Source organism: Synechococcus sp. CS-1326 (assembly GCF_025128115.1).
In the GTDB taxonomy this organism is placed as follows: domain Bacteria; phylum Cyanobacteriota; class Cyanobacteriia; order PCC-6307; family Cyanobiaceae; genus Regnicoccus.
Genome location: NZ_JAHLYV010000015.1, coordinates 40,321 through 62,751 on the forward strand (window position 1 = coordinate 40,321; position 22,431 = coordinate 62,751).

Sequence of the window (22,431 nt, forward strand, 5' to 3'; positions counted from 1 at the left end):
CGCCAGGGGTGGCTTAGCCGGCGGCTTGGGGTTTCGGTGCCGGCGGCAGAGCGGCAGGACGCTCCAGGCTCTGGAGCAGCTGGCCCATCAGCAGGGCGATGGCGTCGGTGCCGGCGATCGCCTCACGGCCGGGATCCAGTTCGCCGGGGTCGATGGCCACCCAGCTCCCGTTCTCGGGGAGACGCAGTTCGAAATGGAGGTGGGGCCCTGTGCTCAGACCGGTGCTGCCCACCCGGCCGATCACCGTGCCCTGCTTGACCAACTCGCCCTCCTTGACGAAAAGCTCGGAGAGGTGGCCGTAGAGGGTGCGGCGTTTCGGTCCGTCATGTTCAAGCTCAACCGCCAGTCCGTAGCCCCCGGCCAGACCGCTGCTGACCACTCGCCCGGTCAGGGCCGCCACCACCGGTGTGCCTTCGGGGGCAGCCAGATCACGGCCGGCATGCATCAACCAATTCCCGAGCACCGGATGCAGCCGCCAGCCGAAGTTGCTGGTGGTGACCGCTGAACCGATCAGGGGGAAGAGCAGGCTGCGGTTGCCGTTGCCCAGCCGCGGAGCAGGCCTGGGGGTCACCCGGAACACATCCATCAGCCGGAAGTTGCCACCTGCGCCGGCCAGCAGGGCGGAAACCGGCACCGTGAGGGGCGGCAGAGGAGCGCCTTCGGCTCCGAGGCGGCCGTAGGGGAAGCCACCACCGGCCAGGCCTCCAGCCAGGTCGGCCCCATCGAGGTCAGGGGTCTCGCGGCGGTCCCCGGGCCAGCGCACCACCACGGCGCGGCATTCGGCCCTGGTCAGGGCTCCGGCCACGCAGGCCTGGCGATGGGCGATCGGATCACCCGGCTGGAGTGGTTTTGCCGATCGGAGCCTGGCGCGCTCCGCCGGGCTGACGGTTCCATCAAGGACCAGTTGATCCAGGGCCCGATCGAAGGACTGGGGAGGCGATTGCTGCAGCTGGGCTGGATCAGGGCGCCGGGGGGTTGGTGGCTCCCCCGCCACGGGCTGGAGGCTGCGGGGAGGCGTCGGGGGGAGGGCGGTCGGCGGGGTGGCTGCCGCTGGTGGTGGGGTGTCGGGGGGCAGGAGCGGCTGCGGCAGCTCCTGCTGCGCCAGGACCAGGGGGGCTCCGATCAGGGAGACCAGGCCCAGCGCGAGCAGTGGCAGGGGTTCGCGGCGGGACACAGTTCCAGAAATGGATTTGGCAGGATCCTAGGGAGAGCCGGCCTGATTCCCGCCCGAGATGGTCCGGCTCAGCTGATCCAGCTCACTGGCACAGCTTGTCCAGCTCAGAAGCTCCGCGTCACCGCCGCCCGACGCTCGCCGAGTGCAACGGCCAGGCTGCCGTCCCGGTTCAGCCCAAGCGGTTGCCAGAGCTCCCCTTGCCAGGGAACCGGCCCGGCTGGCAGGCGCAGCCGCTGATTCGCGCCGGCCAGCACGGCCTCGGGCTTGCCGGCATGCTCGGCGGCCCAGTCGAGGGCACACAAAGCCCTGGCGGCGAGTGCCGCCAGCTCAGCCGCCACCAGGGAGCGGCCGAGTGCCTGGGCCACGCTGATCGCGCCGGCCGGCACCCGGTTGGAGCCATTCAGCCCGAGCCCCACCCTGGCCCAGCGGATCCGGCCGCCGCTCAGCCGCAGCCGCGGCAGCAGGCCCGCCAGCTTGCGTCCATCGACGAGCAGGTCGTTGGGCCATTTGATCGCGACCGCCAGGCCCAGATCTTCTAGCTGCAGGGCCAGCCCCACCGCTGCGGCCAGGCCGAGGTCAGCCGCTGCCCCGGGGTCGCCGGCCCAGGGGAGCGCGGCACTGAGCCACACCCCCCCGGCAGGGGCCAGCCATGGCCTTCCCTGCTGGCCATGGCCAAAGCGCTGGTGCCGGCTGAACACGGCCAGAGGGGGCCGGGCGCCGGCTCCCAGCAACCGGTCGAGCACGGTTTCGCTGCTGGCGCAGACGGCCCTGCCATGCAGCTGCCAGGCGATCGGCGGCGGCTGTTTCCGGTTCCCCGCCAGCGACGGCTTCGCCAGTAGCCGCCGCCTGGCGGCCGCAATGGCACCGATCATGCCGAAAGAGTGCCCAGCCAGTGGCCCATCCGCAGCGCACCGGCCTCGAGTTGCTCGATCGGATGGACCAGGGCCAGGCGCACCCAGCCTTCCCCGCCAGCGCCGAAGCCGTTGCCGGGGGTGAGCGCCACGCCGGTGCGGTCCAGCAGGGCCGCGCAGAAGGCCTCCGAGTTCAGACCGGCCGAACGGGCCACCGGGGGCAGGGCCAGCCAGAGGTAAAGGGCCATCGAAGGCCGCTCCACCAGCCATCCAGCCGACTCCAGGGCCGCCGCCATCCGGTTGCGCCGCTGAAGGTAGATCGCCCGGATCCGATCCGGCCACTGAGGGGCCTGCTCCAGGGCGGCGATCGCGCCGGCCTGCAGGGCCAGCGACTGGTTGAAATCCACCACCCCCTTGAGCTGTCGCAAGGCGGTGATCAGCGGAGCGGCACCGATCGCGAAGGCCAGCCGGAAGCCCCCCAGGCACCAGCTTTTCGAAAAGGAGAAGAACTCGATGCCGCAGCGGCGCCACAGCGGATTGCGCAACAGCGCCGGAGCTTCTCCCTCCAGGGCCAGATCCACGTAGGGGTTGTCATGGGCGAACACGATGTCGTGACGAACGGCCCGCTCAACGGCCGCATCCACCCAGGCCTGATCCCCCACGGTGGCGGTGGGGTTGTGGGGAAAGCCCAGCACCATCAGCCTCAGCTGCTCCCATTGGCTGGTGGGGAGCTGGTCGAAGTCGGGCCGCCAGCCCTCTTCGCTGCGCAGGCCAAGCAGGTGGGGGTCAGCGGCGGCGAGCTGCAGGCCACCGAGATGGGAGGGGTAGTACGGGTCGAGCAGCAGGGCGGCATCGCCTGGATTGAGCACCGCCAGGGGGAGGTGAGCCGTGCCCTCCTGGGAGCCGACCAGCAGCAGCACTTCCGAGTCCGGATCCACCCGTACCGCAAAACGGCGCTGGGCCCAGGCGGCCACCGCCTGGCGGAAGGGCCCGGTGGCGCCGTGCAGGCAATAGGAGGAGCTGTCAGGTCGGCCCAGAGCCGCCGCGATCGCCGCGATCGCCTCAGGTGGCGGCGGCAGGTCGGTGGAGCCGAGCGACAGGTCCAGCAGGGCAGGCAAGGGCTCGCTGCCTTCGGCTGCTGCGGCCAACCGTTGGCGGTAATCCGCCTTGCGGCTGTCGTTGCGGGCGAACACCCCCTGGCCCAACCGGCTCAGCCGTTGGGAGATCGGCATCAGAGATGGGTGTCGAGAAAGGCCTGCAACTGGGATTGAGAGAGCGCGCCTTCGTGGCGGGTCAGTTCGATGCCATCGCGGAACAGGATCAGGGCGGGAATGCCCTGGACCCGGTAGGCGTCGCGGCTGGAAGGATTGGCATCCACCTCGATTTTTCCCACCACCAACCGATCGCTGTAATGGTTCGCAGCCCAGTCCATCAGGGGGGCGATCAGACGGCAGGGACCGCACCAGGGGGCCCAGAAATCGACCAGCACTGTGCCGCTGGCCTCAAGGACATCGGCCTGGAAGCTCGCGTCGGTGAATACGGCAACGGCCACGGCAGAAGGTCAGCTGCGGCGATTGTATGAATCGATGGTGGCTGAACCGATTCAGAGCTTGTCGATCGAGCGCTTCAGCTCCTCCAGTTCGGCGTTGACCTCCGCCACCTTGACGGGCTCCAGCTGGGGGGTGGGACTGTCGGCAGCCAGCAGGGGCAGGGCGGCAGGGCCTCCTTCCAGGCGGTTCCGGAGGGCGGCGAGTTCATCATCCAGATCGCTGCCGCCCTCCAGGGAGGCGAACTGGCTCTCCAGGTCGGCTCCGGCCAGTTCGGCTGCGGCTTCGCTGCGGGCCTCCTGCTGCAGCACCTTCTCCTCCATCTGCTCGAAAGCAGCCATGGCCGAGTTGGTGCCAAGGCTGCTGACAGCGCTCTGAAGCTGCTCCTGGGCCTGGGCGGCCTGGGAGCGGGCCTTGAGCATGTCCTTCTTGGTCTTGGCCTGGGCGATCTTGCCCTCCAGGGCCAGCAGGCTCTTCTTGAGGGTTTCGACCTGGCCTGCCTGGCTGTTGAGCTGATTGGTGAGAGCTGTTGCGGTGTCCTGGTAGGTCTTGCGGCGGCTGAGGGCTTCCCTGGCCAGGTCTTCCTCTCCCTTCTTGAGGGCCAGCTCGGCTCGTTCGTACCAGGTTTTGCTCTGCGCCCCTGCCTGCTCGGCCTGGTTCTGAATGCGCTTCTGGCTGGCGATCGCCGTGGCCACGGCCTGCCGCAACTTGACCAGATCGGCCTGCATGTCGGCCACCGACTGGTCGAGGATCTTGCCTGGATCCTCCGCCTTGCTGACCAGATCGTTGAGGTTGGCCCGCAGCAGGCGGCTGAGCCGATCGAAGAAGCCCATGGATCACGGTGGGGTCGGATCTGAGGTTAGCGGTGGCGGAATGGTTGGAGCCAGCCGGTTGACCGCACCTAGGATCGGGGGATGGCCATCGCTCCCAGCGACCAGACCAGGCGGTTCGGCAATCTCCAGATCCTGACCTCGCCGGTCCGTCCGCCCGCCACCGGGCTTGGCCAGTGCCTGACGGCCCTGCAAGGCCAGTGGAAACGCAACGGCCATCTCGCCTCTCTCTGGCAGGCCTGGCCCCGCATCGCCGGGGCATCCCTGGCTCCCCACTGCCAACCGCTCAGCCTCCAGGCCGGTGTGCTCTGCGTTGGCGCCACCCATCCCCAGTGGCTTCAGGCCCTGCGCTACAACCGCCACCAGCTTCTCGGTGCCCTGCGTGGTGCTGGATTTCCGGTTCGCGACCTGCGTTTCCAGCAGCACCATCCCGGCAGCGCCCCCACCCCCGGCACCGAGGAGGAAGCCCGGATCTGGGCCGCCCATCCCAGCCGCATCGACGTGCATGGTCTCGCCGATTGCCCCCGCTGCGGCAGCCCGGCGCCGGCTGGAGAGCTGGGTCGCTGGGGGCATTGCAGCTTCTGTCAGCGTCAGGTGATCGAGGTCAGTAGCGCTCAGGCCGGGGATCCCTCCAGCTGACCCTGGCCTTTCCGGTACGCACCAGGGAGCTGGCCTGCTGATCCAGCCGACCCCGCTCGACGCGCCAGAGGCTGTAGAGGCCGCTGCTGAACAGGGGAGCGCCCTTCAGGCTGCGCCAGTGGGGCAGGGCCGCGGTCGCCGCGTCGATCACCATGAGCACGGTGGGAGCAGCCATCGAACTGGATGGCTCCAGGTTGCGGCGTCGTTCGCTGCGCAGCCGGTCGCTGAGATTGGCAAGACCGTCGGCTGTGGTGCCCTCATAAAGGACCACCCGGCGGCTGTAGTAGTGCAGCGAAGGCTTGAGGATCCCCACCATCGCCAGCTTCTCCCCCGGCCGGGCCAGCTGCGCCGCCGCCGCCGCCATCGCCCGCACGGGCCGACCGCGCACCCCATCCCCCAGTTGCCACATCGGCAGCACCGCCAGCAGCTGGAAGGCCACCAGGGGCAGCTGCAGGCCCAGCAGCCAGCCCGGGCCTGGGGTCCGGGTCCGCAACCAGAACCAGGCGCCGGCAAGGGTGGCAAGGCTGAAACAGAGGGCCGCCCTCAGCACATAGCCGCTGGCCAGCAGCTCGCCTGGCAGGGTCGGCATTTCGGGGTCATCGATCAGGGGAATCCAGGCCGGGGACGCCCAGAGTGCGGCGGCCAGGAGGCCGCTTAGCGCCACTGTGAGGCCCTGGGCCCGTTGAAACCAGCGATCCGGCGCGGCTTTTGCCTGGCTGCGGCCGCCCCGGGCGACTCCGTCCTGGGCCGCCAGGGCGATCAGCAGGCCTGCGGCCGGCGTGGCCGGTAACCAGTAGCTGGGCAGTTTGGTGGCCGCCAGGGTGAACAGCAGCAGCACCGCCAGCAACCAGCAGGCCGCGAAGCTGCGCAGTGAGGAGCTGGGGGGCAGGCTTCTGGTGGTCGTGGCCATCAGGCCCCGAACGAGCCCCAGCCCCAGCAGCGGGGTGAAGGGAAGACTGGCCACCACCAGCACCGGCAGGAAGTACCACCAGGGCTGCAGGTGCTCATTCACCACCGATGTGAAGCGTTGGAAGTTGTGATACCCAAAGAAGCTGTCCCAGAAAGGGCGTCCTTCCACCAGGAGCATCGCCCCGTACCAGGGCCCCGATACCGCCAGGGTGAGCGCCAGCCCAGGCAGGGGCCTCAGTCGGCGCCAGAGCGGCAACAGGGCCTGCTGTCGCCAGCCGAAGCCGAGCAGGGTCAGGCCCGCCAGGGCCAGGGCGACCGGGCCTTTGCTGAGGACGGCCAGCCCCAGCACCGCCCAGCCAGGCCACCAGAACTGCTGCGGTTCTGCCCAGGTCCGCCAGAACAGCAGCAAGGCCACCGCCAGGCAACCACTGAACAGGGCATCACTGACGGCGATCCGGCTCCAGAGCAGCACCAGGGGGGAGAGGCTGAAGGCCAGGGCCGCTGTCAGGGCCGTCAGGGCGGCGGTTCGACTGGACGGTGGGGGCGGCGGGTCCCCTGGACTGGGCTGGGGCCAGCGCAGCAGCGTGTCGGCGAGGGCCAGCATCACCCCGATCGAGGCGAGCCCGGAGGGAAGACGGGCGGCCCAGGTTCCCAGGGGATTCCAGGATTCCTGGCCGGGCAGGCTGTAGCCCAGGGCCATCAGCCAATACACCAGGGGGGGTTTGTCGTAGCGGGGCAGACCATTCACCCAGGGGGTCAGCCAGTCGCCGCTTTCCGCCATGGTCCGGGCTGCTTCGGCGAAGCGCGGCGGGGTTTCATCGACGAGGCCGGTGTCACCGAGCTGCCAGAGGAAACAGGCCGTTCCCACCAGCAGGCAAGCCAGCAGAACGGGCCCATGGGCGGGTCTGGGGCGGTGGGCAGCCGGCGGGCGGGCGGAAGGCACGGCAGCGGGTTCGGGCGCTGAGAACCTAAGTCGGAGGCGTGGGCCGCTCTGCTGCGAGCAGCCCTTCCCGCAACCAGGATTCGATCCTGGCGGCGAAGGCTTCCCGGGAGAAGTGCCGCTCCGCCCATTGCCTGCAACTCCCCCGATCCAGGGCTTCCGCCGGCCCCACCGCGGCGGCCAGGGCGCCGACATCGTCGGGGGCCACCAAGCTGCCGTTCAGGCCCGGCTGAATCAGTTCGGCAGGCCCACCCCTGCGGTAGGCCACCACCGGCACACCACAGGCCATCGCTTCCACCACCACGTTGCCGAAGGCCTCATTCCATTTGGGCGTGTTGAGCAGGGCCCCGCAGCCCCCCAGTTCCGCCTGCAGCCGTTCGGTGGGCTGAAATCCCTTCCAGATGATCGTGCCGGCCGGAACGGAGGCCTCCACCGCCGCGGCATAAATGGGATCGGCGCAGAACCCCCAGACGGCGAGCTTCCGTCCCAGCTGGGCGGCGGCGGCCGCCGCATCCTCGAGGCCCTTTTCCGGTGCGATCCGTCCGGCCCAGCCCAGTGGGGCCTGGGCATCGGCATGCGGGCGGAACCGGTAGGCGGAGAGATCAAACCCATTGCCCACCACTCGCGCCGGGCCATTCAGCTCGAAATCGGCCGCCTGGGCAGCCGTGTGGAAGGCGAGCCGGCTGGGATCCCAGCCGGAAACCGCCTGGATCACCCCATCCATCACCGTGGCCACCGATCCCATGCTGACCAGGTGAAACAGCGGGGCGGCCAGATGGGGGGTCAGCCAGAACGGCAGCCAGTCGTAGCCCAGGTTGAGGATGGCGTCGAAATCCGCCTGGTGCTTCAGGGCGCAATCCCAGAGGGCCGCCAGCAGGGCATCGGCTGGTATCTGCACGGACCCATCGCGGGGCTGGTGCTGCCAGCTGGGCTGCTCCACTCCCGGGCGGGTCCACAGCGCCGCCCGTTCGCAGCCCGGCGGCAGCCGGGAGCCTTCAGCGGCCAGCACCGTGAGCTGATGACCGCGGGCGATCAGGCCGGCGACCAGGCCGGTCAGGGTGATCTCCACACCGCCGCCGCGCCCGCTGCCCAGGGTGCCGACCGGGGTGTTCACCACCAGCAGCCGCAGGCAGGGCGGGCTCATGGCAGGGGCTCCGGCGATGGTTCCCGCGGCCCTTCCCAGAGCCGCTGACGCTGGTTGATCAGGGCGACGGATCCCAGCGCCAGACCGGCCCCCATCCATTGCAGGGGCCGGAGCCGTTCATCAAGAAACATCACCCCACAGAGCAGGGCGAAGACCGGGGTGAGAAAGGTGAGCGCACTGAAGCCGGTCAGATCACCCCGACGGGCGAACCAGAAGAACAGTCCATAGGCCAGGGCGCTGCCCAGCAGGCTGGCGTAGGTCATCAGGCTCCAGTCGAGGCGGCTCCAGTGGGGCCAGAACGGTGCCAGCCCGGGATCAAGCCAGGGACCGAGCGCACTGGCGGCCAGCAACGGCACGCCGCCGATCAACAGATGCCAGCCGGTGATCGCCACAGGATCACTGTGGCCGATCGCGAACCTGCAGAGCACGGTCCCCACCGCCATCGCCACCGCCGCCCCCAGCATCCAGAGTTCACCATGGCTCCAGGCCAGCCCGGCGGGACTCTGCGGCCCATCCAGCCACCAGTGGCTGAGCAGCGAAGCCGGCAGCCCCAGGCAGAGGATCCCGGCCAGTCCGAGCACAAGGCCAAGCCAGCCCACCGGATTGATCGCCTCTCCGAACAGGCTGCGGGCCAGCAGGGCCACCAGCAGGGGCTGGGAATCGATCAGCACCGAGCCCAGGCCGGCCCCGGTGCTGCCCAGCCCCCTGGTCAGGAGGCCCTGGAAAAGGGCGCCGTCGACAAGGGCAAAGGCAAGCAGCCACAGCCGGTCAGCTGGATCCACCCGCAGGGAGCGGCCCATCAGCACCGCCGCAGCCAGCACCGCCGCCCCGGCTGGAATCAGCCGCATCCAGGCCACCGTCAGGGGGGCCGCCCCATCCAGCAGGGGTCTCATCGCCGCCATCGCCGTGCCCCAGAGCGCAAAGGGCAACAGCCTCAGCAGCCACGTCATTCCTGGAATCATCGAAACAGCCGCCGACCACCTTTTTAAGATCCAGCCACCACGCATCGAAGCGAATGCCCTGGCCCTGGCGCCGCAAGTCTCGGAAAACCATGGCGCGCATCGCGATCGAGGGACCGATCGCCGGGGCCACCCGGGAGCGGGTGCTCAAGGCCCTGCGCCAGGTCGAGGAGCGGGAATGCCCGGCCTTGCTGCTGCGCATCGACAGTCCGGGGGGGACGGTGGGCGACAGCCAGGAGATCCATGGTGCCCTGCTGCGGCTGCGCCGGAAGGGTTGCCGAGTGGTGGCGAGCTTCGGCAACATCTCCGCTTCCGGCGGGGTCTATCTGGGGGTGGCGGCCGAGACGATCGTGGCCAATCCGGGCACGATCACCGGTTCGATCGGCGTGATTCTGAGGGGGAACAACCTCTCCGAGCTGCTCAAGCGGATCGGCATCAGCTTTGAAACCGTCAAGAGCGGCCTCTACAAGGACATTCTTTCGCCGGATCGTTCCCTCACCGCCGACGAGCGCCAGCTGCTTCAGGAGCTGATCGATTCCAGTTACGGCCAGTTCGTTGCAGCCGTGGCGACGGGCCGTGGTCTGAGCGAGGAGGTGGTGCGAGGCTTCGCCGACGGCCGGGTGTTCAGTGGCGCCCAGGCCAAGGCGCTCGGCCTCGTCGATGCCCTGGGCGACGAAGACGATGCACGACGGTTGCTGGCCCGCCTGGTCGGACTGGATGAGGACAAGATCAGGCCGACCACTTTCGGCAAGCCACCGAAGCGGCTCAGCTCCCTGATTCCTGGTTTCAATCTGCTGGGCCCGTTGCAGCAGGCCCTCAGCCTGGAGCTGGCCTGGTGCGGCATGCCGCTCTGGCTTTGGCGGCCATGAGCGGCGGGCAGCAGCTGCGGGCCCTGCGGGGTGCCACCACCGCGGAGGCCAACACGGTGGCCGCGATCGTCGCCGCGGTTGAGGAGCTGCTCGATGCCCTGATCCGCCAGAACGGTCTGCGGGGATCCCAGGTGCTCTCGGTCACCTTCTCGGTGACGGCGGATCTGACCGCCTGCTTCCCCGCCTCGATCGCCCGCCGCCAGGCCGGCTGGGATGGGGTGGCCCTGCTGGATTGCCAGCAGATGGCCGTGGATGGTGATCTGTGCCGCTGCATCCGTCTGCTGGCCCATGCCTGGATGGAGACAGGCCGCACCCCGGCCCATCCCTATCTTCGCGAGGCCGCCGGGCTCCGGCCGGACAGATCCGGTCACACCTGACAGCTGTGTGGCTGCCCTTGCCGACCGGTCTGGTCCGCGGCCTGGTCCGAGAATCCAATCGATGATCGTTCGACCCGTCGCCTGCCCCTCCCCATGTCTGTTCTGAAGCATCGGCCGCAGCACTCCCCGGCACGGCCACTTCGCAGCCGCCTGCGCCTGGCGATGGCGGCGATGGCCGGCATCGCCCTCGGGACACTCGGGGCCGGCTTGCTGGGTGCCTCAGCGCCCCGCTCGGCCCAGGCCCAGGGCACCCCGGGCCTGGTCGAGTTCCGCTGGGACAACAGCAAGGATTACCGGCGGCTTTATTACTTCATCACCGATACGGCCCGGCTCAAGCGCTCGGAGTACTACCTGCTGTTGCGGCCCAAGGATCGCAACACGGCCATCCTCAAACTCAGCGTGGTGGTGCCCCAGAATTTTGATGTCAAGATTTCGCCGGAGGATGTACAGCTCTGCTTCATGAAGGAAGGAGGCATGATGTCGCGCACCGGTTGCAAGGAAAAGATTCCTGCCACGGTTGAAATTTCGAAGGATGGCCGCTCGATCGACATCTTCCCGGATCGGCCTGTTTCGGATGAGCGCACCATCGGCGTTTACATGAACATCTTCAATCCGTTCAACATCGGCATGTATCAATTCAATGCCCTGGCCCAGGCGCCCGGCGACGTTCCCTTCGCCGGATACCTCGGCAGCTGGCTGATTCAGATCGATCCCACCAACTGACCGATCGAATGACCGGCCGACTGATACGTTGGTTCATCGACCCTGAGCGAGTAGTAGAGCCGCACCATGACGAAGCGCACCCTGGAAGGAACGAGCCGCAAGCGCAAGCGGGTGTCTGGCTTTCGTGTTCGGATGCGGTCCCACACGGGCCGTCGGGTGATCCGCACCCGCCGCCGCCGCGGCCGCGCCCGTCTGGCTGTTTGAGCCCCAGCCGGCGGGCACCATGGCCCTGCCGCCGAACCTGCGTCTGCGGGGTCACAGAACCTTCGACCGCCTCTACAGGAACGGACGCCGCTTTCATGGCACCTGGATGGTGCTGCGCACCCTGAAGGCGGAGGAGAGCCTGCTGAGCAGCAGCCTGGTGGCCGTGCCCACGAGCCCCCTGCGCTGCGCTGTTGTGATCAGCAGCAAGGTGAGCAAGCGTTCGGTCAGTCGCAACAGGCTGCGCCGGCTCATTCATGCCTGGCTCCAGGTCCACTGCGGTTCTGCCGCTGCCTTGGCTGACCCACCCCAGTGGCTGCTGTTCAGCCTCAAGCCGGGCTGCGCCGAAGCCGACCCCGAGGCCTTGCTGGGAGAATGTGCATCGTTGTTGCGGAAGGCAGGTCTGAGCCGATGACAGGTCAAGCGCCGGAAGCCCAGGGCACCAGCTCTTCCCCCCCCACGCCTTTGCTGGAGCCAGTCTTCTATGAGGGCGGACCGGCCAGGGGAGATCTGATTTTCAATCTGGTCTTCGGCCTCACCCTGATCGGCATTCCCTTCGCCGTCGGCGCCATCGTCCGAGCCCTGTGGCTGCGCTATCGGATCACCAGCCGCCGGATTTCGGTGAGTGGTGGTTGGCTGGGCCGCGACCGCAGCCAGATCAGTTACGCCCAGATCCGTGAGGTGCGCTCGGTGTCCCGCGGTTTCGGTGCCTGGGGTGACATGGTCCTGGTTCTCAACGACGGCGCCAAGCTGGAAATGCGCTCCCTGCCCCGCTTCCGGGAGACCGAGGCCTACATCCTTGAGCGCATGGCCGCCCGCAACCAGTCGAATGGTTCGGGTCTCCGCACCGCGGAGAGCAAGGGATTCGGCGACGCCCTGGCGTCCGGCGCCTGAGCCCCCTGCTGGGGCACACTGTCCTGAAGAACCTTCCCACCCCCGTCGCCACCCCGCCGTGATCGGCTACATCTCCGACAATCTGCTGCTCCCGATCCTCGATTTCTTCTACGGGTTGGTGCCGAGCTACGGGCTGGCGATCATTGCCCTCACGGTGGTGATCCGCCTGGCCCTGTTCCCCTTGAGTGCCGGATCGATCCGCAGTGCCCGTCGCATGCGGATCGCCCAGCCCGTGATGCAGAAACGGCAGGCGGAAATCAAGGCGCGCTACGCCAGCAACCCCCAGAAGCAGCAGGAAGAGCTCGGCAAGCTGATGAAGGAATTCGGCAGCCCCCTGGCGGGCTGCCTGCCCCTGCTGGTGCAGATGCCGATTCTGTTTGCCCTGTTCGCCACCCTGCGGGGCTCACCGTTCGCCGATGTGCCCTACACCTTGAATCTCAAGGTCTTGCCGGCCGAGCAGATCGCCACGGTGGAGCCAAAGCCGTTCAACACCGCCAGCCATTCGATCTTCATCACCGAAACCAGCCACGTGCCGGTGATCGCCAGCCTGGAGCAGGGAACCAAACTCGGCGTCGGCGACACGGCTCAGATCGATCTTCACACCAAGGACGGCGAGCCCTTCGCCGCCTCCCTGGCCAATGTGGAGAACGGCTCGGCTTACCTGCCCAGCTGGGGCATCACCAAAGGTGAAGGAGTGGTCCGGGTCAGCGACACCGGCCGGATCGAAGCCCTCAGCCCTGGCGATGCCACGATCGAGGCCAAGGTGCCTGGGTTGGCGGCCCGCAGCGGCTTCCTGTTCATCAAGGCGCTCGGCCAGGTCGGCTTCTACACCGACGGGGCGATCAACTGGGACATCGCCATCCTGGTGGGCGCTTTCGGGGCAAGCCTGTTCGTCTCCCAGATCCTTTCCGGGATGGGAATGCCCCCCAACCCCCAGCAATCCACCGCCAACAAGATCACCCCGGTGATGATCACCGGAATGTTCCTGTTCTTCCCGCTGCCCGCCGGCGTGTTGCTCTACATGGTGGTGGCCAACATCTTCCAGGGTCTCCAGACCTTTCTGCTCACCCGCGAAGCTCTCCCAGACAACCTTCAGGAGATCCTCGACCAGCAGCTGGCCCAGCAGACCGTGGCTGTCACGGCCACCAGCGGCTCCGGAATCGAGCGGCTGCCCTTCGAGCCGAAGGGCAGGAAATGACCCAGCCGAGCCGGCCCTTCCGCCCGGAAAACCTGCCGTTGCGGCCGGTGCCTGTGCAGGAGCTGCGCCTGCTCGCCGGTGGGGCCAGCTGGTCGGTGGATCAGTTCCTGCCGGAGCTGGAAAGCCTCACCCCGGTGCGCGGCACGCTCACGGCCATCCATGCCGGCCACCGGATCGAGCTCAGCGGCGAGGGCCGCACGGTCATCACTCTGCGCTGTGATCGCTGCCTCAACCCCTTCAGCCAGCCGCTCCGCTTCCGTTGCAGTGAGGTGGTTGCCCTCAGTGTCGAGAATCCAGGCGCCTGGCTGGAATCCGCTGCCGAATCAGCCCAGTCGGCCGAATCACCCGATGGTGCCGATCCCGCCGATTCCGAGCAGCCGGTGGATTGCCTCGATCCCCTCGGAAGCTTCGAGCCGGCCCGTTGGTTCGTTGAGCAGCTCAGCCTGCAGCGGCCTTGCCGCAACCATTGCGGCGCCACTTGCCCGGGCCCAGGCCCGCTGCTGGCGGCGGCGCCCCTGCCTGATCCCCGCTGGGCCCAGCTGAGCCAGCTGAGCCGTCCTGGTTGATCCAGGCCGATGGTTGACCTCCCATGACTGAGTCCTGGTCGGATCACCTCGATCTGTTGATCCGGGCCCGGGCGCCGATTCTCTGGATCCGCTCGCCCGAGGAGGAGCGCGTCGAAACTCTCCTGAATCAGGCGGCGGAGCGACTCGGCAACCGCACACTCTTCCGCTGGGACTTCGTCGATGGCCTGGCCGGGCTGCCAAACCGCTCCGGTGAGGCGGCGCGCAACCCGATGGCCGCCCTCGACAGCCTGCAGGCCTTGCCGCAGGACCAACCCGCCATTCTGCTGCTGCTTGATTTTCACCGCTATTGCGAGGACCCCGGCATCTGCAGACGCCTGCGCAACCTCTCCACCAGCCTGCGCCGACAACCGCGCACCCTGGTGATCACCGCCCCGGAATGGCAGGTCCCCAGGGAGCTGGAAGAGTGCCTCACCGTGGTGGATCTTCCCCTGCCCTCGGCCATCGAGATTCGAGGGCTGCTGGAGAGCATCGCCCGGGCCAGCGGCCACACGCCCCCCGCCGCCGAGCTGGAGCAGCTCATCCACTGCTGCAGTGGCCTCACCGAGCAGCGGATCCGCCAGGTGGCGGCCAGGGCCCTCGCCCGGCGTGGCCAGCTTGGCTCCGAGGATCTAGCCGAGGTGCTGGAGGAGAAGCGCCAGGCGATCGCCCGCAGCGAACTGCTGGAATACTGCCCCACCGAGGCGAGCCCTGCCGACATCGGCGGCCTGGAGGCGCTCAAGCAATGGCTGGACCAGCGTCGCCTGGCCTTCAGCGACGAGGCGGAACGCTATGGACTGCCCCTGCCGCGGGGTGTGCTGCTGGTCGGTCCCCAGGGAACCGGCAAGTCGCTCACCGCCAAGGCGATTGCCCACAGCTGGGCGATGCCCCTGCTGCGCCTGGACGTGGGCCGCCTGTTCGCCGGCCTGGTGGGAGCCAGCGAGGCCCGCACCCGCGACATGATCCGGCGGGCCGAGGCGATGGCCCCCTGCGTGCTCTGGATCGACGAGATCGACAAGGGCTTCGGTGGCGACAGCCGCAGCGACGGGGGTGCCAGCCAGCGGGTGCTGGCCAGCCTGCTCACCTGGATGGCGGAGAAGACCTCGGCGGTGTTCGTGGTCGCCACCGCCAACGGGGTCGCCAACCTGGCCCCGGAGCTGATGCGCAAGGGTCGATTCGATGAGATCTTCCTGCTTGATCTCCCCGACGCGGCGGAACGGCGAGCGATCCTCAGCCTGCAGCTGCAGCGGCGGCGGCCGGGGAACAGCATTCCCCTGGAGGTGCTGGTCGATCGCACCGCAGGATTTTCCGGAGCCGAACTCGAGCAGACTGTTGTGGAGGCCATGCACCTCGCCTTCGGTGACCATCGCGATTTCGGCGAGAGCGACCTGATCCGGGCCGCCAGCGATCTCGTGCCGCTGTCGCGGACGGCACGGGAGCAGCTTGAGTCGTTGAAGCAGTGGGCCAGCAGTGGCCGGGCCCGACCGGCCTCCAGGTTGCGTGGTGTAACGAAAGCTGACGCCCCGTAACGAAGCCCGACGCCGGGTAACGAAACAACCGGCTGGCCATGGCGGGCAGGCCATTGATCCCTACGGTGCCTGCAATCGCCCACCACCCCTTGGATCGTCCTTCCGCCGCCACCCAGATCACCGTGGCTTTCCTCGGTGCCGGTGTGATCACCAGCTTCGCTGTGGCCCAGGGGCAGAATCCGCTCACGGCTCTGGGAATCACTGTTTTCTCCGCTCTCGCCGCCGTGATGGTTGGCCAGGTGCTCTGAAGCCCACCCCCTGAGTGGTTCAGGTGGCCGGTTTCCCGGCTTCATTCAGAAGAGCCTTGCTGCAGGGATGCCCTCTGGGTGGAATAGGGATGGCCTTGATCGTGGAATTCTCTTGATCGTGGAATTCTCTTGATCGTGAGGTTCTCATGATCTCCGTTGCAAGATCTCCGCGGAGGCCTTGTCGTTTCCATCCTTATCTTTGATCACGATCGCCCCGCACCGGAGTTGCCGATGGTCGCGCCTGTCCTCCGGCAGACCCTCAGGACAGGGCCCCAGCGGGCGCAGCGGAGATCACCATGAGCGGTGATCCGAGGCTGGCTGTTGCCGTCTTTGACACCAAGCCCTACGACCGTCTGCACCTCCCGGCGGCCACAGGTGCCGATGTGGAGCTCCGCTTCCTGGCTTTTCGCCTCACGGCTGAAACCGCCGCTGCCGCCCATGGTGCCAGGGGTGTCTGTGTCTTCGTCAATGATCTTGTCGACCGGGCCTGCCTTCAGCAGCTTGCCGCCCAGGGCACCGAACTCGTGGCCCTGCGGTGCACGGGCCACAACAACATTGATCTGGCTGCCGCTCGCGACTGTGGAATCGCGGTCACCCACGTTCCCGCCTATTCCCCCTATGCCGTGGCGGAGCATGCCGTGGCCCTGTTGCTCAGCCTGAATCGCAAGATTCACCGGGCCTACAACCGGGTACGGGAGATGAATTTCTCTCTGCAGGGTCTGGTCGGAACCGATCTCAATCAGAAAACGGTGGGGATCGTCGGAACGGGCAAGATCGGCAAGATCGTGGCTCGCATCCTGCATGGATTCGGGATGGTCGTGGTGGCCTATGACCCCTACCCGGATGCCGCCTGGGCAGCGCGGGAGGGCATCACCTATCTGGATCCGATCACCCTGGCTTCGATCTGTGATGTGATTTCCCTCCACGTTCCACTCACGCCCGAAACCCACCACATCATTTGTCGCGAAACCATTGAGCGGATGAAACCTGGGGTGATTCTGGTCAATGTGAGCCGGGGTGGGCTGATCAACACCACGGAGTTGATCACGGCTCTCAAGTCGGGGCGCCTCGGCGGGGTGGCGCTGGATGTCTACGAGGAGGAGGAGGGGGTGTTCTTCGAGGATCTCTCCGGCCATGTGCTGCAGGACGACCTGCTGGCCCGCTTGCTCACCTTCCCGAACGTGCTGATCACGGCTCATCAGGCATTCCTCACCCATGAGGCCCTCGGCGACATCGCCCAGATCACGGGAGCCAATCTCCGGGCCCTGGCGGCGGCTGAGCCCTTTGTGGAAGGCTCCGTGCTCACCTGAGGCCACTGCGGTGCCATCCATGGAGATCCACACCCCGGCCCAGCTGCGCGAGCTCATGCCCGCCCTGGCCAACAAGACCTACTTCAACTACGGCGGTCAGGGACCGCTGCCCACCCCGGCTCTGGCGGCGATCACGGCGAGCTGGGAGCGGATCCAGGAGCTGGGCCCCTTCAGCTCCGACATCTGGCCGTGGGTCTCCCAGCAGGTCAGTGGCTTGCGCGGTTCACTGGCGGCGCTCTGCGGCGTTGCACCAGCACGGCTGGCCCTCACCGAAAACGTCTCCAGCGGTTGCGTGCTGCCGCTCTGGGGGCTTCCCTGGCAGCCCGGTGATGAACTGCTGATCAGCGACTGCGAGCACCCCGGCATCGTGGCCGCCTGCCGTGAGCTGGCGCGCCGCGAAGGGCTCACTCTCACCAGCCTGGCGGTGAAGAAGGTTCGCGGTGATTCCGCCGCCGCAGTGGCTGGCGCCGTGCTGACGGCCCTCGAAGCCGCCCTCACGCCCCGCACCCACCTGGTGGTGCTCTCCCATCTGCTCTGGAACACCGGCCTGGTGATGCCGATCGCGGCGGTGGCGGCGCGGCTGCAGCAACAGCCTCGCCATCCCTGGTTGCTGGTGGATGCGGCCCAGTCGGTGGGAAGTCTGCCGGTGGCCGAAGCGGCCAGCTGCGCCGACATCTACGCCTTCACGGGCCACAAGTGGTGCTGCGGCCCTGAAGGGTTGGGCGGTGTCGCCCTCTCCGAGCGGCTGCTGCTGGAATCGCAGCCCACGCTGGGTGGCTGGCGCAGCCTGGCCAGTGAAAGCGACGGGGCCAGCCAATGGCACAGGGATGCCCGCCGCTTCGAGGTGGCCACCTCCTGCACCCCCCTGCTGGCCGGGCTCAGCACCTCGCTGGCGCTGCTCGGATCCCTGGGGAGCTGTGCGGAGCGGCTGGCCACGATTCAGGCAGGCAGCAACCGGCTCTGGCTCGGATTGCAGGCAATCGATGGAATCTCCCCCCTGCTGAGCGGGCCACCACCTGCCGGTCTGGTGAGCTTTCAGCTGGAGGGGCGCAGCCCGGAGGCGGTGGTGCAGGCCCTCGGGCAGCAGCGGATCTGGCTGCGCAGCCTCGATGATCCCGCCTGCCTGAGGGCCTGCACCCATGTGACCACCAGCGCCGCCGAGGTGGATCAGCTGCTGGACGCCCTGCGGGAGCTGGCCTGAGCCGCCGCAGGGTGGGGGCGATCAGCCGACCGTGTCGGAGGCCATCAGGTTGCGGTGCACCCAGCCCGCCAGCAGGGCACCGGCGATCGGCGCCACCCAGAACAGCCAGAGCTGGGCCATCGCATCTCCTCCCACCCAGGCCGCCACGGCGGTGCTGCGGGCCGGATTCACGGAGGTGTTGGTGACGGGGATGCTGATCAGGTGGATCAGGGTGAGGGTCAGGCCGATCGGCACGCCGGCAAATCCTCCGGGCGCCAGACGGTCGGTGGCACCCATGATCACAAGCAGAAACACGAAGGTGAGGATCAGCTCGATCAGCAGTGCCGACCAGAAGCCATAGCCACCGGGCGAATGGGTACCCCAGCCATTGGTGGCCAGGGGGTTGCTGCCGGTGAGGGCGAAGCCGTCCCTGCCGCTGGCCACGATCATGATCACCCCACCGGCGATGATCCCGCCGAGCACCTGGGCCACCACATAGGAGAGCAGTTGCGAGCCGGGGAATTTCCCGGCTGCCCAGAGGCCGAAGCTCACGGCCGGGTTGATGTGACAGCCGGAGACATGGCCGAAGGTGTAGACCATCGTCAGCAGGGTGAGGCCGAAGGCAAGGGAAACGCCCAGGAAGCCAAGACCCAGCGGATTGGCCGCGGCGCTGTCGTAGGGAAAGACAGCCGCCAGCACAGCACTTCCGCAGCCACCCAGCACCAGCCAGAAGGTGCCGATCAACTCAGCAAGGAATTTCTTCGAAAGTGGAACACCAGCGGCCATGGAGAAAGCGGAAATAACCAGGGCAGATTGTCACATAACGGGGGCAGCCCCTTGCCGGTGCTGGTGAGAAGGGACACACGGGCCGGTATGGCTGGAGGGCACATTCCCGTTTTCCGCTCCTGAAACGGTGGATTCATTCAACGAAACAGTTGTTTCGGCCAGGGAGCCGATTAGGTTTTCTGCGGATTCGATCCAGCCTGGGGCTTCTTGCTCCCCTGCAACAGACGAAAAATGCAATCTTCCTCGATGCGCGTTCCTCCTTTTCCTCTCTCGAGGCTCCTGATTCCTTCGGCCCTGATCGCCGGCCTGCTCGCCACGGCCGCGCCTGGACGGGCGATGTCGCCCCAGGAGATGCTCAAGGCTGCCGAGGCGGGCTGCCTTGAGACTGCCGCCAAGGAGGGTTGGCGCGCCGATCTGGCCAAGGTGATTTCAAGCAAGGCTCTTGACGCAGACAAGGTGCAGGTGGTTCTTGATCTCACCAAGGACGGCACCAACACAGCCCGGCTCACCTGCCCCTACAGCCTCAGTCAGGGGGTGGGAAAGTTCGGTGACAACTTCGCCAAGTCGATGGCCACCACGGTCAGCGCGGCCGATGAATTGAACCGTGGCCGGATCTGGTGGCTGCTGCTGCCGATCGGCCTGGCTGTGATCAGTTGGAATCTGCTGAGGAGTCGCGAAGGCGCCGCCTGAGCAGAGCCAGGGCCTGCTCGGCCTCTTCCCGGTCGTCGAAGTGGATCCTGCCGGTGCTGAGGATCTGGTAATCCTCGTGGCCCTTGCCGGCGATCAGCACCAGATCCCCGGCCACCGCTGCCGCGATGGCCAGGGCGATCGCCCTGGCCCGATCACCCTCCACCACCAGAGCGGTGCCGGCCGGGATGCCGGCCACCACGTCGTCGAGGATCCGCTGGGCATCTTCGGTGCGCGGGTTGTCGGAGGTGACCACCACCCGATCCGCCAGCCGGGCGGCGATCGCCGCCATCTGGGGACGCTTGCCGCGGTCGCGGTCGCCGCCGCAGCCGAACACGCAGATCAGCTTGCCTGGGCAGAAGGGCCGGCAGGCAGCCAGGGCGTTCTCGAGCCCATCGGGGGTGTGGGCGTAGTCCACCAGCACGGCGGGCAGGGCCTCGCCAACGGTTTCCCCCAGTGCCACGCGCTCCATGCGCCCGGGCACACCCTGAAAACTGGGGATGGCCTCCAGCAAGGGATCCAGGGCCAGGCCCTGTTGGTTCAGCACCCCCACCGCCTGCAGCAGATTCATCAGGTTGAAGCGCCCCACCAGGGGCGATCGGAAGGCACCGCTGCCGAGCGGGGTGCAAAGAGTGCCGCTCACTCCCTCGGCGCCGAATGAGAGATTCTCCATCCGCAGCTCGGCGCTGGGGGCAGACAGGGAGCTGCGCCAGAGTCGCTCGCCAAGGCTCCCTGTCAGTTGATCGGCCAGCTGGCGGCCCCAGGGGTCATCGATGTTCACCACCACCGCTCCCTCCAGCAGCGGTGTGCTGAACAGCCGGGCCTTGGCCTCGAAATAGGCCTGCATTGAAGGGTGGTAATCGAGGTGGTCCTGGCTGAGGTTGGTGAACACGGCTCCGGCGAAGCGGCAGCCCGCCACCCGACCCTGGTCGAGGGCGTGGGAACTCACCTCCATGGCCGCCAGTTCACTGCCGGCCTCGGCTGCGGCTGCCAGCTGGCCCTGCAGCACATCGGCAAAGGCGGTGGTGTGGGTCGCGGGGGCGTGGTGGCCCGGCCAGCGGTTCACCAGGGTGCCGAACAGGGCGGTGGGACGCCCGCAGCAGGTTGCCAGGTGTTCGATCAGATGGGTGGTGGTGGTCTTGCCGTTGGTGCCTGTCACGCCGATCAGGCCCAGCCGCTGGCTGGGCTCCCGCCAGAAGGTGGCGGCCAGCTGGCCGGCCCAGTCGGCCAGGGGCTCCCCGACCACCAGGACCGGATCACCCCCCGCCGGCGGCCGGGCCACCGCGGCTTCCGGCGTGATCACGGCCGCCACCGCCCCGGCTGCGACGGCCGCCGGCCAGAACAGTCCGCCGTCGACGTTGTGGCCCGGCAGGCCGATGAACAGGTCGCCGCAGCCGATCCGCCTGGAATCACAGCTGATTCCGGTGACCTCGCCATCGGCGAGGCCGACGGGAATCTCCGCTCCGATCTGTTGCAGGAGGGAATGGAGCAGAACGGGCATGACGGGGGGATGGTCTGGGATTGGATTCGGGCCTTTTTAGGCGGTCGGCTCCTGTGCGCCGCTGATCAGGGGGCCGTGGGCGGCAGGGCCGCGAGGCTCTCCTGCAGCCACCGGGCCAGCCGCTCGCCGGTCAGCCGGGGCGAGACCCGGGGGAGGTCGTGCCATGTTCCCTGGCGTTGCACGGCCAGAACCGGCACCTGCAGGCCGTAGCGGGCCTGCAGGGCGGGATCGCCATCCACATCCATCACGCGGAGATCAAGGGCGGGACGAATGGCACCCAGCCGTTCGGCAAGGCCCTGGCAGAGGCAGCAGTTGGCCCGGCTGTAGAGGATCAGGGAAGGCCGGCTTTGCATGGCTCAGTCCGGCACCGGATCGCAGCCACAGGGAGTGAAGGGATGGCAGCGCAGCAGCCGGAGCAGGGTCAGCCAGCCACCACGCCAGGGCCCGTGACGTTCGATCGCTTCGATTCCATAGGCGCTGCAGGAGGGGATGAAGCGGCAGCGCGGACCCAGAAGGGGTGAAAGCCAGCGGCGGTAGCCGCTGATCAAGGCCAGCAGGAACGACCTGAGCAGCCCGCTGAGGGCAGCAGGTCCAACCGATAGGATCGACCGTTGGTGCTCCACAGCCGGTGGCAGGCGGGACTTATCCCATCCTGCCTCCTGCCTGGCCCACCTGAACGCCTGCCCTTTGTTGATTCATCCATGTCTCGCTACCGCGGTCCTCGCCTGAGGGTGACGCGGCGCTTGGGGGACCTTCCCGGTCTCACCCGTAAGTCCGCCAAGCGGGCTTATCCCCCCGGTCAGCACGGCCAAGCCCGTCGCAAGCGCTCCGAATACGCCATCCGCCTCGAAGAAAAGCAGAAGCTCAGGTTCAACTACGGCATTTCCGAACGTCAGCTTGTGCGCTACGTGAAGAAAGCCCGGGCCCAGGAGGGTTCCACCGGAACCAACCTGCTCAAGCTCCTGGAGAATCGTCTCGATAACATCTGCTTCCGGCTCGGGTTCGGACCGACGGTCCCCGGTGCCAGGCAGCTTGTCAACCATGGCCACATCACCGTCAACGGCCGCGTGGTTGATATCCCCAGTTATCAGTGCCGCCCTGGCGACCTGATCGTGGTGCGGGAACGCAAGGCCAGCAAGCAACTGGCCGAGGGCAACCTGGAGTTTCCCGGCCTGGCCAACATTCCGCCCAATCTTGAGCTCGACAAGAACAAGCTCACAGCCAAGGTCAATGCCCGCATCGAGCGGGAATGGGTGGCGCTCGAGATCAACGAACTGCTGGTGGTGGAGTTCTACAGCCGCAAGGTCTGAACCAGCCCTTCTGCACCGTCGTCTGCCCCTGCGATTGGCAGGGGCTTTTTGATGGGCTCAAG

The 22,431-nt window shown here is 67.6% G+C and carries 27 protein-coding genes; 15 read left to right on the forward strand and 12 right to left on the reverse strand.

Going from position 1 to position 22,431, the window contains the following annotated elements; all coding sequences use genetic code 11:
• Window positions 1-13: 13 nt before the first annotated feature.
• The 5 genes from KQ307_RS05145 to KQ307_RS05165 all read right to left on the reverse strand — a co-directional run bounded on the left by KQ307_RS05145 (window position 14) and on the right by KQ307_RS05165 (window position 4,405).
• Window positions 14-1,174, reverse strand: coding sequence for a M23 family metallopeptidase (locus KQ307_RS05145; RefSeq protein WP_259727200.1), 1,161 nt, complete (start codon window positions 1,172-1,174; stop codon window positions 14-16).
• A 104-nt stretch (window positions 1,175-1,278) separates the two neighbouring features.
• Complete coding sequence (locus tag KQ307_RS05150; RefSeq protein ID WP_259727201.1) at window positions 1,279-2,046, reverse strand: biotin--[acetyl-CoA-carboxylase] ligase; 768 nt, start codon at window positions 2,044-2,046, stop codon at window positions 1,279-1,281.
• Entirely contained in the window at window positions 2,043-3,257 is a 1,215-nt protein-coding gene (locus tag KQ307_RS05155) for an aminotransferase class I/II-fold pyridoxal phosphate-dependent enzyme (RefSeq protein ID WP_259702914.1), read from the reverse strand. The genes KQ307_RS05150 and KQ307_RS05155 overlap by 4 nt, the downstream gene beginning before the upstream one ends.
• Window positions 3,257-3,577: a thioredoxin gene (gene trxA, locus KQ307_RS05160; protein ID WP_259727202.1), complete on the reverse strand. Its 321-nt coding sequence runs from the start codon at window positions 3,575-3,577 to the stop codon at window positions 3,257-3,259. Before trxA ends, KQ307_RS05155 begins: the two co-directional genes overlap by 1 nt.
• Before the next feature lie 51 nt (window positions 3,578-3,628).
• Complete coding sequence (locus tag KQ307_RS05165; RefSeq protein WP_259702916.1) at window positions 3,629-4,405, reverse strand: PspA/IM30 family protein; 777 nt, start codon at window positions 4,403-4,405, stop codon at window positions 3,629-3,631.
• Between the two features lie 81 nt (window positions 4,406-4,486).
• Between KQ307_RS05165 and KQ307_RS05170 the strand changes: the two genes are divergently transcribed.
• On the forward strand, window positions 4,487-5,041 hold the full coding sequence (locus KQ307_RS05170; RefSeq protein ID WP_259702917.1) for a DUF721 domain-containing protein: 555 nt from the start codon (window positions 4,487-4,489) through the stop codon (window positions 5,039-5,041).
• On the opposite strand, the gene KQ307_RS05175 is transcribed toward KQ307_RS05170, so the two are convergent.
• Genes KQ307_RS05175 through KQ307_RS05185 form a run of 3 tightly spaced genes read right to left on the reverse strand, consistent with a single transcriptional unit; the run spans window position 5,007 to window position 8,984 of the window.
• A complete protein-coding gene (locus KQ307_RS05175) occupies window positions 5,007-6,893 on the reverse strand; it encodes a glycosyltransferase family 39 protein (RefSeq protein WP_259727203.1) in 1,887 nt (628 codons plus the stop codon). The two genes, KQ307_RS05170 and KQ307_RS05175, sit on opposite strands and share 35 nt — an antisense overlap.
• Window positions 6,894-6,918: 25 nt before the next feature.
• Complete coding sequence (locus KQ307_RS05180) at window positions 6,919-8,034, reverse strand: glycosyltransferase (protein ID WP_259727204.1); 1,116 nt, start codon at window positions 8,032-8,034, stop codon at window positions 6,919-6,921.
• The gene (locus KQ307_RS05185; protein ID WP_399241856.1) at window positions 8,031-8,984 is read right to left on the reverse strand and encodes a DMT family transporter; all 954 of its coding nucleotides are present in this window, start codon (window positions 8,982-8,984) and stop codon (window positions 8,031-8,033) included. Before KQ307_RS05185 ends, KQ307_RS05180 begins: the two co-directional genes overlap by 4 nt.
• Window positions 8,985-9,049: 65 nt before the next feature.
• On the opposite strand from KQ307_RS05185, the gene sppA reads away from it, so the two are divergent.
• The 12 genes from sppA to KQ307_RS05245 all read left to right on the forward strand — a co-directional run bounded on the left by sppA (window position 9,050) and on the right by KQ307_RS05245 (window position 18,106).
• Window positions 9,050-9,862 (forward strand): signal peptide peptidase SppA, encoded by an 813-nt coding sequence (gene sppA / locus KQ307_RS05190; protein WP_259702921.1) that lies wholly within the window; start codon window positions 9,050-9,052, stop codon window positions 9,860-9,862.
• Entirely contained in the window at window positions 9,859-10,239 is a 381-nt protein-coding gene (aroH, locus tag KQ307_RS05195; RefSeq protein ID WP_259702922.1) for a chorismate mutase, read from the forward strand. The genes sppA and aroH overlap by 4 nt, the downstream gene beginning before the upstream one ends.
• A gap of 93 nt (window positions 10,240-10,332) precedes the next feature.
• Window positions 10,333-10,962 carry a DUF2808 domain-containing protein gene (locus KQ307_RS05200; RefSeq protein WP_259727206.1) on the forward strand — a complete coding sequence of 210 codons (630 nt, stop codon included), beginning with the start codon at window positions 10,333-10,335 and terminating at the stop codon, window positions 10,960-10,962.
• Window positions 10,963-11,028: 66 nt separating this feature from the next.
• Window positions 11,029-11,166: a 50S ribosomal protein L34 gene (gene rpmH, locus KQ307_RS05205; protein WP_006170261.1), complete on the forward strand. Its 138-nt coding sequence runs from the start codon at window positions 11,029-11,031 to the stop codon at window positions 11,164-11,166.
• Window positions 11,167-11,185: 19 nt separating this feature from the next.
• A complete protein-coding gene (locus tag KQ307_RS05210) occupies window positions 11,186-11,578 on the forward strand; it encodes a ribonuclease P protein component (RefSeq protein WP_259727207.1) in 393 nt (130 codons plus the stop codon).
• A complete protein-coding gene (locus tag KQ307_RS05215) occupies window positions 11,575-12,057 on the forward strand; it encodes a PH domain-containing protein (RefSeq protein ID WP_259727208.1) in 483 nt (160 codons plus the stop codon). The genes KQ307_RS05210 and KQ307_RS05215 overlap by 4 nt, the downstream gene beginning before the upstream one ends.
• 58 nt (window positions 12,058-12,115) lie before the next feature.
• Window positions 12,116-13,255, forward strand: coding sequence for a membrane protein insertase YidC (yidC, locus tag KQ307_RS05220; RefSeq protein WP_259702926.1), 1,140 nt, complete (start codon window positions 12,116-12,118; stop codon window positions 13,253-13,255).
• Window positions 13,252-13,821 (forward strand): DUF177 domain-containing protein, encoded by a 570-nt coding sequence (locus KQ307_RS05225; protein WP_259702927.1) that lies wholly within the window; start codon window positions 13,252-13,254, stop codon window positions 13,819-13,821. The genes yidC and KQ307_RS05225 overlap by 4 nt, the downstream gene beginning before the upstream one ends.
• Before the next feature lie 23 nt (window positions 13,822-13,844).
• Window positions 13,845-15,347, forward strand: coding sequence for an AAA family ATPase (locus tag KQ307_RS05230; protein WP_259702928.1), 1,503 nt, complete (start codon window positions 13,845-13,847; stop codon window positions 15,345-15,347).
• An 89-nt stretch (window positions 15,348-15,436) separates the two neighbouring features.
• Complete coding sequence (locus tag KQ307_RS05235; protein ID WP_259702929.1) at window positions 15,437-15,595, forward strand: hypothetical protein; 159 nt, start codon at window positions 15,437-15,439, stop codon at window positions 15,593-15,595.
• A gap of 296 nt (window positions 15,596-15,891) precedes the next feature.
• Complete coding sequence (locus KQ307_RS05240) at window positions 15,892-16,905, forward strand: 2-hydroxyacid dehydrogenase (protein WP_311133749.1); 1,014 nt, start codon at window positions 15,892-15,894, stop codon at window positions 16,903-16,905.
• 19 nt (window positions 16,906-16,924) lie between these two features.
• A complete protein-coding gene (locus tag KQ307_RS05245; RefSeq protein ID WP_259727209.1) occupies window positions 16,925-18,106 on the forward strand; it encodes an aminotransferase class V-fold PLP-dependent enzyme in 1,182 nt (393 codons plus the stop codon).
• Window positions 18,107-18,127: 21 nt separating this feature from the next.
• On the opposite strand, the gene aqpZ is transcribed toward KQ307_RS05245, so the two are convergent.
• Window positions 18,128-18,871 carry an aquaporin Z gene (gene aqpZ, locus KQ307_RS05250; protein WP_259727210.1) on the reverse strand — a complete coding sequence of 248 codons (744 nt, stop codon included), beginning with the start codon at window positions 18,869-18,871 and terminating at the stop codon, window positions 18,128-18,130.
• Between the two features lie 246 nt (window positions 18,872-19,117).
• On the opposite strand from aqpZ, the gene KQ307_RS05255 reads away from it, so the two are divergent.
• The gene (locus KQ307_RS05255) at window positions 19,118-19,561 is read left to right on the forward strand and encodes a hypothetical protein (RefSeq protein ID WP_259727211.1); all 444 of its coding nucleotides are present in this window, start codon (window positions 19,118-19,120) and stop codon (window positions 19,559-19,561) included.
• Here the strand turns inward: KQ307_RS05255 and KQ307_RS05260 are convergent.
• The 3 genes from KQ307_RS05260 to yidD form a co-directional block, all read right to left on the reverse strand.
• On the reverse strand, window positions 19,521-21,059 hold the full coding sequence (locus KQ307_RS05260) for a UDP-N-acetylmuramoyl-L-alanyl-D-glutamate--2,6-diaminopimelate ligase (RefSeq protein ID WP_259727212.1): 1,539 nt from the start codon (window positions 21,057-21,059) through the stop codon (window positions 19,521-19,523). The genes KQ307_RS05255 and KQ307_RS05260 overlap by 41 nt on opposite strands.
• A 65-nt stretch (window positions 21,060-21,124) precedes the next feature.
• The gene (locus KQ307_RS05265; RefSeq protein WP_259727213.1) at window positions 21,125-21,412 is read right to left on the reverse strand and encodes a glutaredoxin family protein; all 288 of its coding nucleotides are present in this window, start codon (window positions 21,410-21,412) and stop codon (window positions 21,125-21,127) included.
• 3 nt (window positions 21,413-21,415) lie between these two features.
• Window positions 21,416-21,682, reverse strand: a complete 267-nt coding sequence (gene yidD, locus KQ307_RS05270; RefSeq protein ID WP_259702935.1) for a membrane protein insertion efficiency factor YidD — start codon at window positions 21,680-21,682, stop codon at window positions 21,416-21,418.
• Between the two features lie 78 nt (window positions 21,683-21,760).
• Between yidD and rpsD the strand changes: the two genes are divergently transcribed.
• On the forward strand, window positions 21,761-22,369 hold the full coding sequence (rpsD, locus tag KQ307_RS05275) for a 30S ribosomal protein S4 (protein WP_259702936.1): 609 nt from the start codon (window positions 21,761-21,763) through the stop codon (window positions 22,367-22,369).
• Window positions 22,370-22,431 lie beyond the last annotated feature (62 nt).